Origin of the sequence: Xaviernesmea rhizosphaerae, from assembly GCF_001938945.1 — a bacterium.
Taxonomy (GTDB): Bacteria; Pseudomonadota; Alphaproteobacteria; order Rhizobiales; family Rhizobiaceae; genus Xaviernesmea; species Xaviernesmea rhizosphaerae.
The window spans coordinates 493,118-511,182 of record NZ_MKIO01000021.1 but is presented as its reverse complement, the minus strand read 5'-3'; the positions used below and the strand labels follow the sequence as shown (position 1 = coordinate 511,182).

17 protein-coding genes, 1 tRNA gene and 2 pseudogenes are annotated in these 18,065 nt (G+C 61.1%); 14 read left to right on the top strand and 6 right to left on the bottom strand.

All coding sequences use genetic code 11. The annotated features are described in order from the left end of the window. The first annotated feature begins 39 nt into the window (after nt 1-39). The gene (locus BJF92_RS06245; RefSeq protein WP_075633876.1) at nt 40-1,191 is read left to right on the top strand and encodes a GNAT family N-acetyltransferase; all 1,152 of its coding nucleotides are present in this window, start codon (nt 40-42) and stop codon (nt 1,189-1,191) included. Between the two features lie 105 nt (nt 1,192-1,296). Here BJF92_RS06245 and BJF92_RS06240 read toward each other — a convergent pair whose 3' ends face one another. Continuing rightward, on the bottom strand, nt 1,297-3,651 hold the full coding sequence (locus BJF92_RS06240; protein WP_075633875.1) for an exopolysaccharide transport family protein: 2,355 nt from the start codon (nt 3,649-3,651) through the stop codon (nt 1,297-1,299). 185 nt (nt 3,652-3,836) lie between these two features. On the opposite strand from BJF92_RS06240, the gene BJF92_RS06235 reads away from it, so the two are divergent. The 4 genes from BJF92_RS06235 to BJF92_RS06220 all read left to right on the top strand — a co-directional run bounded on the left by BJF92_RS06235 (nt 3,837) and on the right by BJF92_RS06220 (nt 8,454). Then, nucleotides 3,837-4,427, top strand: coding sequence for a polysaccharide biosynthesis/export family protein (locus tag BJF92_RS06235; protein ID WP_075633874.1), 591 nt, complete (start codon nt 3,837-3,839; stop codon nt 4,425-4,427). Between the two features lie 4 nt (nt 4,428-4,431). Then, nucleotides 4,432-5,574 carry a glycosyltransferase family 4 protein gene (locus tag BJF92_RS06230; RefSeq protein ID WP_075633873.1) on the top strand — a complete coding sequence of 381 codons (1,143 nt, stop codon included), beginning with the start codon at nt 4,432-4,434 and terminating at the stop codon, nt 5,572-5,574. Nucleotides 5,575-5,671: 97 nt separating this feature from the next. Next, on the top strand, nt 5,672-7,228 hold the full coding sequence (locus BJF92_RS06225; RefSeq protein ID WP_078057882.1) for an undecaprenyl-phosphate glucose phosphotransferase: 1,557 nt from the start codon (nt 5,672-5,674) through the stop codon (nt 7,226-7,228). Further along, complete coding sequence (locus tag BJF92_RS06220; RefSeq protein ID WP_425356448.1) at nt 7,225-8,454, top strand: O-antigen ligase family protein; 1,230 nt, start codon at nt 7,225-7,227, stop codon at nt 8,452-8,454. Before BJF92_RS06225 ends, BJF92_RS06220 begins: the two co-directional genes overlap by 4 nt. 134 nt (nt 8,455-8,588) lie before the next feature. Here the strand turns inward: BJF92_RS06220 and BJF92_RS06215 are convergent, their stop codons facing one another. The 3 genes from BJF92_RS06215 to BJF92_RS06205 form a co-directional block, all read right to left on the bottom strand. Then, nucleotides 8,589-9,068: a BA14K family protein gene (locus BJF92_RS06215; protein WP_075633871.1), complete on the bottom strand. Its 480-nt coding sequence runs from the start codon at nt 9,066-9,068 to the stop codon at nt 8,589-8,591. 610 nt (nt 9,069-9,678) lie between these two features. After that, the gene (locus BJF92_RS06210; RefSeq protein WP_245294672.1) at nt 9,679-11,463 is read right to left on the bottom strand and encodes a methyl-accepting chemotaxis protein; all 1,785 of its coding nucleotides are present in this window, start codon (nt 11,461-11,463) and stop codon (nt 9,679-9,681) included. A gap of 292 nt (nt 11,464-11,755) precedes the next feature. Then, nucleotides 11,756-12,403: a helix-turn-helix transcriptional regulator gene (locus BJF92_RS06205; protein ID WP_245294662.1), complete on the bottom strand. Its 648-nt coding sequence runs from the start codon at nt 12,401-12,403 to the stop codon at nt 11,756-11,758. A 327-nt stretch (nt 12,404-12,730) separates the two neighbouring features. Here BJF92_RS06205 and BJF92_RS06200 point away from each other — a divergent pair. From BJF92_RS06200 to BJF92_RS06190, 4 genes and pseudogenes are all read left to right on the top strand, one after another. After that, nucleotides 12,731-12,835: pseudogene (locus tag BJF92_RS06200) on the top strand (DUF2460 domain-containing protein); the annotation flags it as partial. Beyond that, nucleotides 12,828-12,941: pseudogene (locus BJF92_RS26415) on the top strand (hypothetical protein); the annotation flags it as partial. The pseudogenes BJF92_RS06200 and BJF92_RS26415, both read left to right, overlap by 8 nt. A gap of 358 nt (nt 12,942-13,299) precedes the next feature. Further along, nucleotides 13,300-13,905, top strand: a complete 606-nt coding sequence (locus tag BJF92_RS25960; protein WP_245294661.1) for a GTA baseplate fiber-binding domain-containing protein — start codon at nt 13,300-13,302, stop codon at nt 13,903-13,905. Then, nucleotides 13,877-14,206, top strand: coding sequence for a hypothetical protein (locus tag BJF92_RS06190; protein WP_143523927.1), 330 nt, complete (start codon nt 13,877-13,879; stop codon nt 14,204-14,206). Before BJF92_RS25960 ends, BJF92_RS06190 begins: the two co-directional genes overlap by 29 nt. 176 nt (nt 14,207-14,382) lie before the next feature. Here the strand turns inward: BJF92_RS06190 and BJF92_RS06185 are convergent. Next, nucleotides 14,383-14,459 (bottom strand) — tRNA-Pro (locus BJF92_RS06185). A gap of 322 nt (nt 14,460-14,781) precedes the next feature. Between BJF92_RS06185 and BJF92_RS25040 the strand changes: the two genes are divergently transcribed. Genes BJF92_RS25040 through BJF92_RS25035 form a run of 3 tightly spaced genes read left to right on the top strand, consistent with a single transcriptional unit; the run spans nt 14,782 to nt 16,178 of the window. Then, nucleotides 14,782-15,207 carry a hypothetical protein gene (locus BJF92_RS25040; protein ID WP_143523926.1) on the top strand — a complete coding sequence of 142 codons (426 nt, stop codon included), beginning with the start codon at nt 14,782-14,784 and terminating at the stop codon, nt 15,205-15,207. Then, a complete protein-coding gene (locus BJF92_RS06180) occupies nt 15,174-15,674 on the top strand; it encodes a hypothetical protein (RefSeq protein WP_075633866.1) in 501 nt (166 codons plus the stop codon). Before BJF92_RS25040 ends, BJF92_RS06180 begins: the two co-directional genes overlap by 34 nt. A 9-nt stretch (nt 15,675-15,683) precedes the next feature. Further along, entirely contained in the window at nt 15,684-16,178 is a 495-nt protein-coding gene (locus tag BJF92_RS25035; protein WP_143523925.1) for a HEPN domain-containing protein, read from the top strand. A 162-nt stretch (nt 16,179-16,340) separates the two neighbouring features. Here the strand turns inward: BJF92_RS25035 and BJF92_RS26410 are convergent, their stop codons facing one another. Then, nucleotides 16,341-16,508 (bottom strand): hypothetical protein, encoded by a 168-nt coding sequence (locus tag BJF92_RS26410; protein WP_425356447.1) that lies wholly within the window; start codon nt 16,506-16,508, stop codon nt 16,341-16,343. An 80-nt stretch (nt 16,509-16,588) separates the two neighbouring features. Here BJF92_RS26410 and BJF92_RS24665 point away from each other — a divergent pair, with 80 nt between their 5' ends. Beyond that, complete coding sequence (locus tag BJF92_RS24665) at nt 16,589-17,347, top strand: hypothetical protein (protein WP_078057863.1); 759 nt, start codon at nt 16,589-16,591, stop codon at nt 17,345-17,347. Between the two features lie 9 nt (nt 17,348-17,356). Continuing rightward, nucleotides 17,357-17,992, top strand: coding sequence for an SOS response-associated peptidase (locus BJF92_RS06170; RefSeq protein WP_075633865.1), 636 nt, complete (start codon nt 17,357-17,359; stop codon nt 17,990-17,992). The last annotated feature ends 73 nt before the right edge of the window (nt 17,993-18,065 follow it).

Below are 18,065 nucleotides of genomic sequence, written 5' to 3'. Positions count from 1 at the left end.
GAACATCCATTCCGGCAGCAGCCAGAAGGCAGGCCGTGCGTGTCCGAGCTTCAGCTTCGCATCGATACCCGTCTCGACCATCTGGAAGCCGCGTGGCGGGCGCTGGAAGGTGGGGATCATGTTTCCCTGCATCAGGGCTTCGACTGGTGCGCCGCCTGGGTGGCGTGTTTTTCGCCGGAGCTTGCGCTGGTCAGCGGCCGGCTGGAGGGGCGCCTCCTGTTCATCCTGCCGCTGGAGATCGTGTCCGGCCGGTTCTTCCGCATCGCCCGTTTCATTGGCACGCCGCACAGCAATGGCAATACCGGGCTCTTTGCTGCCGACTGGACCCAGCACCTGCCGGATCTCGGTCTGCGGCTCGCGAAAGCGCTGCCGGATGCGCTGAAGGGGCGTGCGGATCTGATCCTGCTCGACAAGGTGCCAGCGCTTTGGGGCGGGCAGGCGCAGCCGCTCGCCGCCCTCTCCACCACCCGCCATCAGAATGATTCCTACCAGCTCAGCCTGTGCGCACGCTTTGACGAGACGCTGCGCCAGCTCAATGCCGGCAATCGCCGCCGCAAGTTCCGCGTGTCCGACCGCAAGCTGCAGGCACTCGGAGGCTATCGTCATCTGATCGCGCGGGATCAGCACGAAAAAGCGCGGCTGCTCGAGATCTTCTTTGCCCAGAAAGCCGCCCGCTTCGCCCGGCAGAACCTGCCCGATGTCTTTGCCGAGCCCGGCATCCGCGCCTTCTTCCATGCGCTCGCCGCCGCTCCGGCTCGGGAGACGGGGGAAGCGCTGCGGCTCGATGCTCTCATTGTCACCAGGGCGGAAGGGGACGAGATCGCCGCCGTTGCCGGCCTGTCGCAAAAGGGGAGCCACCTTCTCTGCCAGTTCAGCGCGATCGACGAGGCGATTGCGCTGGAGGCGAGCCCGGGCGAGATGCTGTTTCACCTGATCATCGAACGGGCCCATAGCGAGGGTCTTACGCTGTTCGATTTCGGCGTCGGCGACCAGCTCTACAAGCGCTCCTGGTGCAACAGGGAGACGGCGCTGTTCGACGTGACCTTGCCCGTCAGCCGACGCGGCCGGGCGGCCATGGCGCACCACCGCCTGTCGGTGGCGCTGAAGACCCGGATCAAGCAGAATCCGAGGCTTTATGGCCTGCTGCAGGCCGCCCGCCGGCGCATGGGTGCCAGCGCGACGAAGGATTGAGGGCAGCAGTCTTCGCAACGATGATCGCGATGACAGCGAAAGCAGCATTCGAGCCGCATCTGAGCCGCCCTGCCCGCCTCGCCTGAAAAAGCGCGATGCGCCCGCTCAGCCGGCCTGGTGCCGGCGTGGCGAAAGCGCGCTCGGCGCGCCGCGTTCGACATTGGCCAGCAGCGCGACATCGTGATGGCCTGCTTTTTCAAGCGCCTCCAGCGTGCCGATGAGTTCGGCCTCATCCATCTCGGCCACGGCCAGCAGGATGCGCGTGCGCTCGGCCCGGCTCAGCCGCGCCAGCCCGTCGATGCGGGCATGGCCGCAATCCACCACGACAAGCTGATAGGCATCGGCCAGGGCGTCGATGATCATCGGCAACCGCTCGGCGCCCTTCAGCGCCATGTCCGGATCGGCATTCCCCTGGGGAATGACATGGGCATCGGAGAGCTGGTCGGGATGAATGGTCTCGCCAAAGGCGACCTTGGCCGAGAGAAGCTCGGTGATTCCAGCCGGCGCGCCGGGTGTCATGATGCGCGAGGCCAGCGCCGTGCCGCTGAGATCGATCAGAACCGTTCGGCATCCGAGATCGGCCAGATGGCGCGCAAGCGCTACGGCCGTGGCCGATCCGGCCTCGCCGCCGGGTGAGAGGCAGAGCGCAACCTTGATTTCGTCCAGAGTCAGTCGTGCCGCGACATCGTCGAGCCGCTCGGACAGCGGATCGGCATTCCTGCCGGCCGCGGGCTCGATCGCAGGCGCAGCCGGTGTCGAGTCGGGCTCGGCTGTCGTCGGAGCGGCGCTCGTCTGCGCCTTGGCGCCGGCGTCATCGGCAAGATCGAGCGCGGCGATTTCGGCCAGCGTCTCCGGGCTCAGCCGGGCTTCCAGGGAAGCAGGCTCCGTCGGCATTGGAAAATCAGGAACGTGAACTGCCGTTTCCAGCGCGCGCGCCGCCGGGTCACGGCCGAATACCGCGGGCTCGGGCCGGTGCACGGGTTGGCGCGACGGCATCCGCGCTTCGGAAGCCAGGGGAATCGCCACGCGGCGTCGCGGGCGGCCGGGCCCGAAGCCGTTGCTCGGCCGCAGTGCCCGCCCGCTGAACAGCTCCGACAAGAGCACGAACAGCGTGGACAGCAGCAGGCTGCCGAGCCCGGCAACGACCGTGATGGGAATGACCTTGGGGAAGATCGGCTCGCCCGGTTCGACCGCGCTGGAAATCACCCGGGCATCGGCCGGCGTGGCGCTGGAGGAGACGCGCGAGGCCGCCTCGCGATAGCGCGCCAGATAGGTTTCGAGAAGCTGGCGCTGGGCGGCGGCCTCGCGCTCCAGCGCGCGCAGATCCACCTCGTCCTCGCCCGCCTTGGCGGAGCTGGCCTTCAGCGTGTTCATCTGCCGCATCAGATCCTGCTCGCGCAGGCTGGCGACATCGACGTCATTGTCGAGCCCCTGCAGAATGCGCCGGGTCTCCTCGCGGATCTGGGCGCGCACGCCCTGGAGCTGGGCCTTCAAGCCTTTGAGCCGGGGATGACCATCGAGAAGCGTAATCGAAAGGTCGGCGATCTGGCGCTGCAGCTGCGATTCGGTGTCGCTCAGGCGCTGCATGGCCGGCGAGGCCACCACCTCGTTGAGCGTGGAGGCATCACGCCCGGACTTGATGGCTGCGCGCACGCCATCGGCGCGCGATTGGGCGTTGGCGCGCTCGGCGCGCACGCGCGCCAGTTCCGCCGAGAGATCGGTGAGCTGACGCGTGGCCAGTGTCCCGTTTTCGCCTGTCGGCAACAGGTCGCTCTTGGCGCGGTAGTCGGCAACCTTCTGCTCGGCCGCGCGCACCTTCTCCCGCAGATTGGCGATCTCCGGCTCCAGCCAGCGGCTGGCTTCGGTGTTGGAATCCAGCTTCGCCCCGCTCTGCAGCGAGAGATAAACCCGCGCCATCTCATTGGGGATCGCTGCCGCGAGCCTGCGGTCTTTCGAGGTGAACTGCACGCCGATCACGCGCGACTTTTCCACCTGATAGACCTGCAGCTTCTCCTGAAACGCCTTGAGCACACGCTCCTCGGGCGGCGTATCCAGCGGGTTCTTCTTGAGCCGAAGCATGACCAAGAGGTCGGACAGGGCGGACGGCTCGGCCGCCGGATCGAATTCCTTCAGCTGGTAGAGCCGCATGTCGCGCGCCACCTGCTTGATCAGGTCCACCGATTGCAGAACCTGTACCTGGCTCACGATCGCCGGATCATCGAAGGCAAGTCCGTTCACGCTGGCGGCGGGCTGGGCGGAGAAATCCGGCTCTCGCGATTCGATCAACAGCCGGGTTTCGCCCTGGAAAGAGGGCGTGATCATGCTGGCGCCGGCGAAGGCCAGCGCGGAGACGAGGGCGGTCGTTGCCAGAATGCGCCAGCGGCGGCGCCACAGCGCGGAGGACAGCGCCCGCAGGTCGATATCGACATCTGCGGCGCTGCGGTCGGCAGGCAAGCTCATTTCGGTCTCCCTTCCAAACAGAAGGTAAAGGAACAGGGTAACCCGAAGCTTAACGCGCAGCCACAAACCGGCTGAAAATGCGACGGACCCATATTGGAATGTCGCGTCCTTAATCGGCCATTAACCCTATTCGCGGAAAACAGGCTTGCCGAAACCGGATATCACGAGAAGCGAAGAGGCGGAGAATGGCCAACAGGTTCGTCAAGCATCGCGCGTCAGCGCGGTCCGCGGCTGCCGCGCTGGCACTCACCTGCCTGGCGCTCAGCAGCTGCGCCAGCTATTCGCCGCCGCCGGCTGCCTTTCACGAGGCGACCATTCAGGCCTATCGCGTCGACAGCGGCGATCGCCTGCGCATTACCGTCTTTGAGCAGGCCGGGCTGACAGGCTCCTACGCAATCGACCAGGCAGGCTATCTCGCCTTCCCGCTGGTCGGCTCGATCCCCGCGCGGGGAAAGACCTTGCCGGAGCTGGAAAAGGCCATTGCCGCCAAGCTGCGCGGCGGCTATCTGCGCGATCCGGACGTGACGATCGAGGTGGATCGCTACAGATCGGTTTTTATCATGGGTGAGGTTGGACAAGCCGGGCAATATTCCTATGTCCCTGGCATGACCGTTCAAAACGCCATCGCCGTCGCCGGCGGCTTTACCCCGCGCGCCAACCAGTCGATGATCGACGTGACCCGCAAGGTCAACGGCAAGATCATCACCGGCAGCGTGCCGATCACCGATCCGGTCATCGCCGGTGACACGATCTATGTGCGCGAGCGACTTTTCTGAGGCGATGGCCCGCTCAGACCCCCTCAGGATCATCCATTGCTTCCGTTCGCCGGTCGGTGGAATTTTTCGCCATGTGCGCGATCTCGTCGAGGCCCATGCGGATGCTGGGCATCAGGTCGGGCTGCTGTGCGACTCCACCACAGGCGGTGACTTCGAGGCAGCCCTGTTCGAGGCGCTGAAGCCGAAGCTGGCGCTGGGGCTCGTGCGCCTGCCGATCCAGCGCGCCATCAGCCTTTCCGACATTGCCGCGCTCTGGCGCAGCCTGCGCGAGATCGGCGCGCTGAAGCCCGATATTCTCCACGGCCACGGCGCCAAGGGCGGCGTGGTCGCCCGCACCGTCGGCACGCTGCTTCGCCTGCGCGGGCAGAAGATCGTGCGGCTCTATGCGCCGCATGGCGGCAGCCTGCATTACGATCCGGCAAAACCCGGCGGCAGGGCCGTTTTCGCCCTGGAGCGGCTGCAGGAATGGGCGACAGATGCGCTCGTCTTCGTCTGCGATTATGAACGCCGGACCTATGAGCGGAAGGTCGGCGTGCCACGCACACGCTTCGCCCGTATCTATAACGGCATTGCCGATCAGGAATTCACGCCTGTTCCGCCCTGGCCCGGGGCGGCGGATTTTCTCTTCATCGGCATGCTCAGGGATCTGAAAGGTCCCGACCTGTTCGTCGAGGCCTTCGCCCGGACCGAGCGACGGCTCGGCGAGCCGATGAGCGGTCTGATGATCGGCGATGGTCCGCAGCGCGACGCCTATGAGCGGATGATCCTCGAACGCGGCCTCAGTGAGCGCATCCGGATGCTGCCGGCCATGGCCGCGCGCGATGCCTTCGCGCTGACCCATGCCGTGGTCCTGCCCTCGCGCGCCGAATCCATGCCCTATGTGGCGCTGGAGGCGCTGGCCGCGGGCAAGCCCGTGATCGCTGCCAATGTCGGCGGGCTGCCGGAGATCCTGGGAGAGCAAAGCCCTGCTCTGGCGCCGCCCGATGATGCGCAGGCACTGAGCGACATCATGACATCGGCCATCACCGAGCCCGGCTGGGCCGGCCGCGCCATGCCCTCCGCCGACAGCTTCCGCCAGCGCTTTTCCGCGTCCACCATGGCGGAGCAGATGCTGGAACTCTATCAGCAACTGCGCGCCGCGCGTTGATGGCATGTTCCTCAGGACAAGCGCAAAAAGGTAAACGTTTCTTAGCCTTCCTTCGCTAGTGTTGCGGAGCCCCTTGACCCAGACTGCGCGCGAAACGATGACCCAAGCTTCCTTTCCCGGGAACCCCGACGCAGAGGGATCGCGGCCTGCAACGCAATCCGTTGCGGCCGGCCATCCCGCCCCTGCGGCCACAGGCACGTCCACGCTGAACCCTTTCGCCCTGCGGATCGCCGAGCAGTTTCGCAGCGAAACCTATCGGCCGACCCTGGTTCCCGGCCTTGCGCGGCTGATGGATTTTCTGCTGCTGGTGGCTGTGGGCAGCGGCGCCACCATGGTTCTGGAGGGCGACAGCCTTGCCGCCTGGTTGCGCTTTGCTCCCGTCTTCACCGGCGGCGCGCTGCTGGCGGTCCTGTTCCTGCAGCTGGCGGATGCCTATCAGCGCCCTGCGCTGAAGGGCGTGCGGCGCACTCTCATGCGGCTGCTGCTGGCCTGGGTGCTGGCCTTTGCGCTGGCAACGCCGACGCTTATTCTCCTGCCCTCCGAACAGGGGCCACCCTTGCGCTGGCTCGCAGCCTGGCTCTGTGGCGGGGTGCTCATGCTCTGCTTTGGCCGCGTGGCGCTCTCCGCCGCCATATCGCGCTGGGCACGCAAGGGGCAGATGGAACGCCGCGTCGTCATCATCGGCGGTGGTGAGCCGGCAAAAGGTCTCATCCGGGCGCTGGAGGCGCAGCGGGACGGCGACATCCGCATCTGCGGCATTTTCGACGATCGCCGCTCCGACCGCTCGCCCGAGATCATCGCCGGCTATCCCAAGCTCGGCACCTTTGCCGAGCTGGTCGAGTTCTGCCGGCTGGCGCGCGTCGACATGCTGATCATCGCTCTGCCGCTCTCGGCCGAGCGGCGGATCCTGACGCTGTTGCGCAAGCTGTGGGTGCTGCCGATCGATATCCGGTTGGCCGCTCATGCGAACAATCTGCGCTTCAGGCCGCGCAACTATTCCCACATCGGCCAGGTGGCCATGCTCGACATCTTCGACAAGCCGATTGCCGACTGGGACTCGGTCGCCAAGCGGATTTTCGACGTCACCTTCACTCTCTTGGCGCTCATGCTGTTCTGGCCTGTCATGATTGCCGCCGCCATCGCCGTCAAATTCTCCTCTCCCGGCCCTGTCTTCTTCAAGCAGAAGCGCCACGGCTTCAACAATGAGGAGATCGAGGTGCTGAAGTTCCGGTCGATGTATACAAATCAGGCCGACCCGAGCGCACGCAGAGCGGTCACCCGGGGCGATCCGCGCGTCACGCCGATTGGCCGCTTTCTGCGCAAAAGCTCGATCGACGAACTGCCCCAGCTCTTCAATGTGCTCAAAGGCGATCTGTCGCTGGTCGGCCCGAGACCGCATGCGGTTGCCGGCCAGACAGCCGACCGCACCTATGTCGAGATCGTCGAAAGCTATTTCGCCCGTCACCGGGTGAAGCCCGGCGTAACCGGCTGGGCCCAGATCAATGGCTGGCGCGGCGAGATCGACAGCGACGACAAGATCCGCTTTCGCACGGCCCATGACCTCTATTACATCGAAAACTGGTCGCTTTGGTTCGACCTGAAGATCCTCCTGCTCACGCCGATCCGGCTTCTGAACACGGAGAACGCCTATTGACCCTCGTGGCCTCCTCCGAGGGACTGCGGCTGCGCATCCACGCCGACACCCTTGCCGATGGCGCCCTGTGGCTGGGCGTGTTTCTCTCCGGCTTCGTCATCGTGGAACCTGCGCCCTATGAACTGATGATGGCCGGGCTGATCGCGCTCTGGGTGCCGATCGCCTTCCGGCTATCGCGCACGGTGGCGCTTCTGGCGGCGTTCCTCCTGGTCTTCATGATCGGCGGCCTGCTGTCGCTGACGATGGTCACGGATTTAAGCATCGGCCCGATGTATATGGCGGTCTCGGGCTTCCTGGCACTGACCGCGATCTTCTATGCCGGCGTAATCGAGGCGCGGGCGGCCCGCATCGCGCTGATCTTCCGTGCCTGGAGCATTTCGGCGGTGATTACCGCGCTGCTGGGCATTTTCGGCTATTTCCACCTTCTGCCCAATAGCGAGATCTTCACGCTCTATGACCGTGCCAAGGGCGCGTTTCAGGATCCGAACGTTTTCGCACCCTTCCTGGTGCCGCCCTCGCTGCACCTCTTGCATGGCGCACTGAAGGGACGGCTGGCCGACCTTCCACTACGCGCCGCCGGCCTGCTCATTCTCGGCCTGGCGGTTTTCCTCTCCTTTTCGCGCGCCGGCTGGGGGCTCTATGTCTTCGCCGTGGCGATGCTCGTGCTGGTGATGCTGATCCATGAGCGCTCCGGCGCCTTTCGCCTGCGCATGCTGATGGTCGTGCTCGCAGGCGCTTTCGCCATGGTGCTGGCGCTGTCTCTGGCGCTGCAGATCCCGCGCGTGGCCAATCTCTTTTCCAACCGCTCGCAACTGGTGCAGGAATATGATGGCGGCCATCTCGGCCGGTTCGAGCGCCATCGCATCGGCTTTCGCATGATGCTCGAGAAGCCGCTTGGCATCGGCCCGCTGGAATTCAGCAAGATCTTTCCGGAAGACGAACATAATATCTGGCTGAAGTGCCTCACGACCTATGGCTGGCTGGGCTTTGCCGCCTATCTCTCGTTGACGATCACGACGCTGTCGGTGGGGTTTAGGCTGCTGCTTTATGATCGACCTTGGCAGCCCTTTCTGACGGTGGCCTGGATCTCGCTTCTCGGCCATATCATGATCGCCGCCGTGATCGACATAGACCACTGGCGCCATGTCTATCTGCTGTTCGGTATCCTCTGGGGCTGCTTCGCGCTGGAGATCCGCTGGCGCCGGGTGAGTCATGCTCCAGGGTGAACTTGGCCGCCTCTGATCCTGACCGGCAAGGCTGGGCGCTGTCACGCGCGTTCGTCAGCACCTCAGCAGATCAACCATAACGACGAAAGGCGGGCCATACGCGGCCCGCCTCGCCTTTTCGCACTGGTCTGCCCTCAACTGTAAGGCGAATAGCACTGACGGCGGGGGCCGTTATAGGGCTGGTAGCTGTTGTCATAGGCGCGATAGGAGCGGTAGCGCGCAGAGCACCAGTTGACATGCGAGCCGCCGACGCTGCGATAGACCCTGCGCGGCGGGGGCGGAGCGGCAATGGCGCCGCCGATGATGGCGCCGGCAGCCAGCGCGCCGAGCGGCACGCCCCAGTCGCGATAATGATGGCGGTAGGAACGATCATGGCGCCAGCCATAATGGCGATGACGCCGGTCCCAACCGCGATCGTGGCGCCAGCCCCCCCGATCATGGCGCCAGCCGCGGTTATAGCCGTGATGCGGTCGCCAGCGGCGATGATCGTCCACCCGGATGACGTCGGACGACGCCTCGGGCGCAACAACCGGCGCGCGCGGCATGGCCTGCGTCGGCATGGCAACCGGCAAGGACAAAGCTGCCGACAGAACAAGAATCAAAAGCTTTTTCATCTGCCTCTCCCTTCTGGCGCAGCTCATGGAACGGCCACGCTCTGTCACGCGAAACGCGGGCATATGCGCCGCCGTCTCGGCGGGCTAATGGCACGAAGGGCGAAGAGGTTCCCGACAAGCCATCACGTTTTCGCGACCGCGACCCTGATCAGGCAGGAGAAAGCTGCGCTAAAGACGATACCGGCTTTTGAAGGACGTAAACCTGGAAAAGCTTCACTGGCGAGAAAGGCAAAGGGCAACAGGAAAATCGACATATGGAAAAGGATCGTGTCCCGCAGCGTGGTGTAGCTGACAAGGTGGCCACCAGTGTTTTCCGGTAGGGTCGGGTTGCTTAGAGCCTGACGGACTCTATCAAAATTTGGAGGAAGTTCAGGGACTCAGGTCACCATGTTCTCCTGATCGGGGTGCGCGACTATTCGCTGGCAAGTATTCCGTCTCTGTCGTCGGTGGGGCCAAGCGTTGACGCCATGGCCACATGGTGGAGTGAACTGATGGGGCATCCACCCCATCAGTTCAGGGGCCGCTTCGCCACGAGGATGCCTGTCTTCCAAGTTGGAATGCGACAATGCCCAGTGCCGTCTGCCCGTTTGGCTTCGTGGTGACGTGGACATCAGAACTCCTTCCAACTGTCGCCGCCCGCCAAGGCCGCGTTCCCCTGGAACGCATGAACAACCTTGGCTGTCATCTGACGCACCGCGTTGGCCGCCGGGCAAGGTGTCGTCGATGCACTCTTGAGAGCCCCACGTTGGGAATGCGTTTCGCCGATATTGAACTGGGACAAAAGGTGGAAGAGGGCGTCGGCTTCTTTCGCCAGACCATGCGCGGCCGCGGATGTCTCCTCGACCATCGCAGCGTTTTGCTGGGTGCCTTGGTCAATGGTGTTGACGGCCATATTGATCTCTTTCAGACCTGTCGCTTGTTCTCGGGACGCTTCGACGATCGCGCCGACATTGCTGTCGACATGGACCACCTGCCCGACGATCTCCTCCAATGCCTTGCCGGTTTCGCCGACGAGAGAGACGCCATTCTTGACATGTCCGTTAGACGCACCGATGAGATCTTTGATCTCCTTCGCCGCTTTGGCAGAGCGCTGGGCAAGCTCCCGAACCTCCTGCGCGACAACCGCGAAGCCTTTGCCGGCCTCGCCGGCGCGGGCAGCTTCAACGCCCGCATTCAAGGCGAGAAGATTCGTCTGGAACGCGATTTCGTCGATCACGCCAATGATATTGGCGATTTCAGCTGCTGACGCCTCGATCTTACCCATGGCTTCAACTGCCTGCTTAACCACCGAGCCGGAGCGGTCGGCGCTCTCCTTCGTCTTGCGGACGAGTTGGCCAGCCTCCCGAGCCCGCGTGCTGGAATCGGATACGGTCGTCGTGATCTCCTCCAGGGCGGCGGCCGTCTCCTCGACGGAAGCAGCCTGCTGCTCGGTGCGGCGTGAAAGATCATCGGAGGCTGCTCTGATTTCCTGCGATGCAGCGGCGATCGCACTGGCATTCTGCGACACCGTCTCCATGGCAGACAGGAGTTTAGACGCAGCGCCGTTGAAATCCGTTCGAAGCTTTTCCAATGTCGGCAGGAAGGGCATGCCGAGTTTCTGGGTAAGATCACCTTCGGCAAGTCCTCGCAGCGCGGAGGCAAGCTGGTCGACGTTTTCAACGCGCTTCGTGACGTCGGTTGCGAACTTGACGACCTTGAAGACCTTGCCCTTCATATCGAAGATCGGGTTGTATGAGGCTTGGATGTAGACCTTCTTTCCGTTCTTCCCAAGGCGCATGAACTCATCGGCTATGAACTCGCCCCCTGCCAATCTTGTCCAAAAGCGGCGGTAGTCCTCGCTGTTGGTGTAGGTAGGGTCGCAGAACATAGAGTGATGCTTGCCCTTGATTTCAGCCAGCTGGTATCCAAGCGTGCTGAGAAAGTTCTCGTTGGCCGTCAAAATCTCGCCTGCAGGCGTGAACTCGATCACGGCCGAAGCCCGTGACAGGGCGTCCAGCTTTCCGGCGTCGTCGGCGCTTTTAAGCTTTATCGCAGTGATATCGGTCGCGAATTTCACCACTTTGTAGGGTTTGCCGCGCTTGAACACCGGGTTGTAGGAAGCCTCGATCCATATTTCTTGACCGCCTTTCCCGATGCGCCTGTATTGGCGTTTGTCAAATTTCCCGTCTGCAAGATCGCGCCAGAACTGGCGGTATTCCGTGCTCGAGGCCTCGGTCGGATCGACAAACATCCTGTGATGCTGCCCGACGATTTCGCTCAGCTCATAGCCGATCGCGGCACAAAAATTCGCGTTGGCGGACAGAATTTTGCCAGTGAGATCAAATTCGATGATCGCCTGAGACCTGCTCATTGCGGCGAGCACGGCACTCGCATCGGACGAGAAACCAAAAGACATAACACCCACAACACGCTCCATGTCTGCCGAGGGCCTGGGCTGGATGGTTCGCACCGGCGCCGCGGCAATTTGCTTTGGTTAAGCCAGGTTGACATCTCTCTCATGCTCTCCCGACACCCCCAGTTTTGGGAGCGACTTCTAAAAAAGGTCTTAAAGACAATGCAAGCAGGTGAGGAATAGCTAAATAAGCACTCCTTTTCCCCGTTACTAACTAGTGACCAATCACTAGAACGCAAAAGGGCCGCCTTATAACGGCAGCTCTTTTTGCAGTCGCATTCGGATAGATTGTCGGCTACGTGACAAGTCCTCTACGGATTGCCTCGGCGATCGCGTGAACGCGGTTTTCAGCCTTGAGCTTCCGGATAGCGGTCTTCATATAGCTGTTGACGGTATCAGGTGTGTAGCCGCTCACCGCGGCGATCTCGTCCGTCGTTTTGCCCAGGCTGGCGAATTTCAAACAGGTGATCTCGCCCTCGATCAGCTTCAGGGTCTGCGCAGAGAACCTTTCCATGATTGGTCGCGTCAGGACGCGGTGCGTGGTCTCCGCGACTTCACCCAGAAACTCGATTTCTTCACTGGAGAAAGGCGTCGCACGTGAGAAGGTCACTGCGCCGAACCCTACCTCGCCCCGCCTGATCGGAAACAGAGTGCGGTTAAGAACCCCAAAAGTCCTGGCAAGATATTGCAAGCGCTGAGGCGGAGGCGTCTTCGCGTAGACTTCCTCTTCAATGACAACCTTGTTTGTGTGCATGGAGGCTATCACAAAAGGGTCGGTTTTCAGGAGGTCATCGCCGTAATAGGCATCGAGAAAAGCTGGTGGAACATCGGTGTCGATCGAATGTCCGCTTCCGAACCGGTAGCCATCGAAATCCAGGCCTGTCACTGCGAAGAAATCAAACGGGACGGCTGCACGCAGTCTTTCAATAAACGGATGCGACACCACGTGCCTCCGCACGGGCAGCGACCGCAAATCAGGAGCTTCATCCAGAGGGATGCTAGGAGCAAGTGCGCGGGAAAATGGCAATTCCAATCTCCAAATCAGAATAGAATTCAATTTCTGGAGGTGGGCGGTTAAAAATCAGTAAATGCGCAATTCGGAGACTTATCCCGCGCATCGCACAATTCAGCCGTGCCATGCTTCTGTTCGCTGTCGTCGTACATGACTGAAGTGTTTGCTTTGATGGCATCGCTGCTAGGCGTGAAAGAACGGACGGCCTTTCGCCATCCGCCGAGCATTCACGGCGCGAGCTTTTAAAGACAAGTCAAAATGACCGTCCACGACATACGCTTTCCGGCCGATATTTCGCTCGGCGCCTCCGGTGGCCCGGAGCGCAAGGCGGACATCGTGGCGCTTGCCTCGGGGCATGAACAGCGCAACGCGCCCTGGGTCAATTCGCGCCGGCGCTATGATGCCGGAAAGCGCGGCGCGCGAGCGCATCCGTTTCGCACTGCCGCCAAGCCTGTTGCGGCTTGAGCCTTCGGATGTCGTGCAATTCGTGCCGACGCGCAAGCTCGTGCGGCTCACCGACGTGACGGATGGCACGGCGCGCATGATGGAGGGGGCGTGGGTCGAGCCGCTGGCTTTCGCGCCGCTCGCCATCAGCCACTCGCTTGGCAAGGTGCCTGTGCGCACCCGCCACCTGGAAGCAAAGGCCGTCTTCATCGATGGACCGCTGTTGCAGGATGGCGACCGCGATCATGCCGCCTATGTCGGCGGCGTCATGCTGCCTTTGCGCAAGGAGATCGCGCTTTACCGGACGCCTGGCGAATCGGGCTTTGTCCTCGATGGCGTCCTCACCATGGCGGCGACGATGGGTGTCACCACCGCGCCGCTTCATGCCGGCCCGCTCTGGCGCTGGGATCGCGGCAACAGCCTGTCGGTCAGGGCTTGTGCGCGGCACGCTGGCCTCTCATTCGGACACTGTCGTCTTCGGCGGCGCAAATGCCCTGCTCGTCGAGAATCAGGATGGCGAATGGGAATTGCTGCAATTCGCCGATGCCATGGGCGATCCTGTACCGGCCGGCGCGCGCGTGATCGTTGCGAACACGGCGCTGGGCCAGACCGGCATCTCGGCCGACATGCTCGGCCTGGCGCTCAACTGGCGGGCCGGGCCGGCGGGAAGCTCTCTTGGCGGCGACGATTATGTCGCGCAGACCGTGACGCTGCGGGGCAAGGCAAGGCGCCCGCTCGCGCCGGTTCATCTGCGATCGATCCAGCTATCAAACGGTGACTGGCGCCTGTCCTGGATCAGGCGAACGCGGATCGGCGGCGATAGCTGGGATCAGGCCGACGTGCCGCTCGGCGAGGAAAGGGAAGCCTATGAGGTCGACATTCTCGATCCGGTGAACGGTCATGTGCGCCGGGTCGTCAGGGCCATCACCGCGCCGAGCCTGACCGACATCGTACTGGACGGTGAACGACAATCTCGAAACGGGGCTTGAGGTGGACGTGGAAGCCAATAGCGCAGGCGCGCATGTCTACGGCAACATGCAAATCAACACCAACAAGGGTTCGAAAGATTGCTGGGCCATGTATGGCCAGAGGGGCCAGGGTCCGGGCCCGACCGATGCCTATCATCTGAGCCTGAAAACCGAAATCGAAACGCCTTATAGCGATTCGACAAGCACGGGCTATATCGCCGCCACCATCAATGTCGCGCTCGATGCCAATGCGACATGCGCAATCTCGATTCAACGCCAGTGGGGATATCGCCGCTTTCCGGCCACGGCCCTGCCCAACTAGCCGTTCGTGCGGACAATTCCCGATGTGGCCTTGCGATCATCCAAGCCAGAGTGTTCCGGGGATTTTCCGGGACATTCCGCATTCAAACCGGATTTTTGGATCTCTTATGTTCCGCTTGAAGGCGTGGCAATGATCGATAGGCACGAAAGAGATGACAGGGATATCAAGAAGTTAGATGGTCGGAGCGGCGGGATTCGAACCCACGACCCCTTGACCCCCAGTCAAGTGCGCTACCGGGCTGCGCTACGCTCCGACACGGCGAGATCCCTATAGGACCAATGTTTTAGGCGCAAGCCCCCTTCGCGAATTTTCTTTGGGAAATGGAACAGAAGGGGCCAAAATGCGCGATGCAGAACAGAAAGTCCCACCAGTTTCCCACGATACGTTTTCCGTTCGTTCCGTGATCGGCGAAGCCGCCACGCCAGCATCCATTAATCAGCAAACAGGGTTAATTCAGCACAGCCGAATAATTTCTTAATCTCTTGAGCTCAATTGAACCATAATCAGGTCGTTCAATGCGAATGCCGTTGACTCTTCGTCCATGGACTGTCCAATTATCTGCTAGGAGATAGTTCGTGGCAGACCCTGTGGATGTTGAAGGTTGGCTAGCTCTTGTGAGCCAGCATGAGCAGGCGGCTCGCAAGCTTAGCGAAGACAAAAAGAGTGCGCGGATGGGCTATTTCCACGCCGTGATGGCGGTCGAATGCGCATTGAAAGCATATATCTGGTATATTGAGCGCTTCAATCAGCCACCTGACATAAAAACAAGGCCCGATTTATTCAGCCACAACCTTAGGCTTCTCAAGGACAAGGCTGGCATCAAGGTAAAGTCGACGGACGCGCAGGCTCCATCGTGGCTTGTCATTCTACAAGCGGATCGATCACAATATTACGATCCGGCCCCTATGCCTCGAAAAACCGCCCGCGCAATGGCCGATGCAGCATTCGGTGAGAAAGGAGTGGTCACATGGATACGCACAGCCTTGACAAGGCGCTCCTAGAATGCGGGCATAAGTATGTAGACGCTCTTGAGCATCTCGGCATGAAGCCAGAATGCGCATTTTGGGCTTACGACGAAGAGCTTGAGCAGTTTTTTTTGGTGCTGATCACCAGCATGTTTGACTATGCTGGACCTTTAAAGTTGGCGGAGAAACTTTTCAAAGCATACAACAGTCATGGCCTTCCGGCGGAGATTGACCCTTTCCAAGTGCGCCTACATAGTCCCAAACAAACCATCTATCGCAATATAGCCCCTTTGCTTACTCAGCGCATAACTGGTGCTGACTTTGCATTGGAGAACCCTCATGTAAATATTCCAGAGTCACTTTTATCACAGCCAATCGCAATTAGGTCTGATGGCCTCTATGTGCATCCTGATTGGATCTACCGTTTCGCCCCGGTCAAACGGAATGAGGTTGGGAGACAATGGAATAAGTTTGTGACGCGTGTTGATTCCTTAGCCGCGTGAAGGCGTTCAATGGGTGAGCTGTTCTCCTCAAGTACTCCAATTGGATACATTAACAAAGCTGAAGCCTATCGCGTCGGAGCGCAGGTGCTGGCCCGTGACCTGAAAGGCGTCGGCGGCTGGGCAGGCGATCCAACACGCTATTTATATTATCATTGCATTGAGCTCTACATGAAGGCAGCTTTGATCTCGGCAGGGAAGACGGAAGCCCAGCTACGATCATTAGGACATGGCTTTGTGAAGCTCGCTAAAGCCTGCAACGAACAAGGGTTAGGCTTGAATGACGATGACGACCTCAAAATACTTGCACTAATCGACACTGAGAACAATTATATCAAATCGCGCTACCACCATGTGGGCAACTTCACGGTTGCTACGGTTCAAGCTCTTGATTGGACTGCTAGTGAACTAGCAGTGCTAGTAGTGAAAATGGTCCGGCGCTCAGGCCTTCAGGTACACGCACCCAGACCAGCATTGCCCTGTGAGTATAGGTTTCAGAGCATGTGAGAACGCGCGCTTTGAAGAGGCCACCTGCGCTATCTACTACGTCGTTTCTAACGATTCACAGCCATTATTCTAGCCCATGCCTGTGTTGAAATTCAATATTCGCAATGCTTTAGCGTCATTCTAGACACGTCTGCCCTATCGCATTTCATTGCGCTTTTCGGATTAGTATCCAGGCATTCGATCTGGCCGATGATCTCCGCACCACCAGTCGGATTGACCCTTCCCCTTGTCATAGCCGAAGCAGCCCCAGCGCTTACAGCCCGGCGCCTGACACCAATGCTCGACATGCACCGCGTCTGTGGACCCGGCGGCTCGCTTATCCTCTGTCATTTTTACCCCTTGATGTTCTTATTTCGTTCGCTCATGCTTTAGGACATGAAGCATAGGGATAGGACAGAAATCAAGGTGAGATGGTGACGGTTGATCCTGTCGAACGGCTGCGCGAGGCGGCCTCCATGCATTATCGCCTGATGCCGCAGTCCTATCGACGGCGCTTTGCCGGTATGGCCGTGGGAAAGCGAAGGGATTTGACCGTGGTTTCCCCGATCGCGAGCGGCATGATCGAGCGAATGGTCTTTGAATTTGAGGGGAAGCCGGCACCCGACTCGATGGTTCAGCAGCCCATCGAGGGCGCCTTGCTGGCCGTCTCCGATCAAGACGCTTATGCCACGCTGCTGATGAATGGGCCTGAAGGCATAGCTGCCATAGACGCCATGGTCCAACGGATCGTTGCGGCGCTATCGTCGACCTTCGAGATGCGTGAGGCCGTGCGGAATATTTACTATAGCCCCGTGCACTCCGACCCGGAAAAGCCCAAGGCTCCTGCGCTGCCCAACGGCTGGATGCCCTGCCATAGGATATCCCTGGAAGCCAAGCCGAAGCGGCGATGGGTGCGGACGTGGCTGGACGGCGATGATTTCATCGGCTTTGACGGCGCGATCGTGATGGGTCGCATTTTTCGCATCGCTGCCTTGAGCGAAGGTGACCGGGAAAAATGGCTTTGGCTGCTGGCGCATGCACCTGCGCAGATCAAGCTGGATCATCCATCCTGCGGATGGGAAGAGACGGCGCGGCAAGCCGCTGTCCGGGTCGAAAACTGTTATGAGAAAATTCTCCGCTCGATCCATCGAGACGCCTATGACACCCTGCAGAAGCAGGGGAAGCGCTAGGAGGCCGGAATGTGCAATCTGTACAATGTGAGCACCAACCAGGAAGCCTTGCGCGCCTTTCGCCAGGCGCTTGATCGCCTGGGCAACCTTGAGCCGTCGATCGATATATATCCTGACCGCCCGGCGCCCGTCCTGCGACGGACTGGAGATGGCGAGGCTTGGGATCGGCTCACCTGGGGCATGCCCACGCCGCGCTCGATCCTGGGCGACAAGCCGGATACGGGCGTCACCAACATCCGCAATGTCACCTCGCCGCACTGGCGCCGCTGGCTCGCGCCTGAGAACCGGTGCGTCGTGCCTTGGACGACCTTTTGCGAATGGGAAGACACCAAGCCGAAGAAGCGCAAGCGTTGGTTCGCGATCGACGAAGACAGGCCCCTCGCCTTCTTCGCTGGCATATGGACGGACTGGAAGGGAACGCGGGGATCCATGAAGAACCCGCGCGAAGGAGAGCACCAGCTCTTCGGCTTCCTCACCACGGAACCGAATGCCGTGGTCAAGCCGATCCACCCGAAGGCCATGCCGGTTATTCTCACGACTGCCGAGGAAGTCGATGTCTGGATGCGGGCGGAATGGGCCGAGGCGAAGGCGCTTCAGCGGCCGTTGCCGGATGACGGGCTGCTGCTTCTGCCGGCGGAGGATTAAGCCCTATTCATCCCCTGCCACGCTGTCAGTGAAGGACAATAGGTAGACAGAGTGATCGGCTTCCGCCGACGAC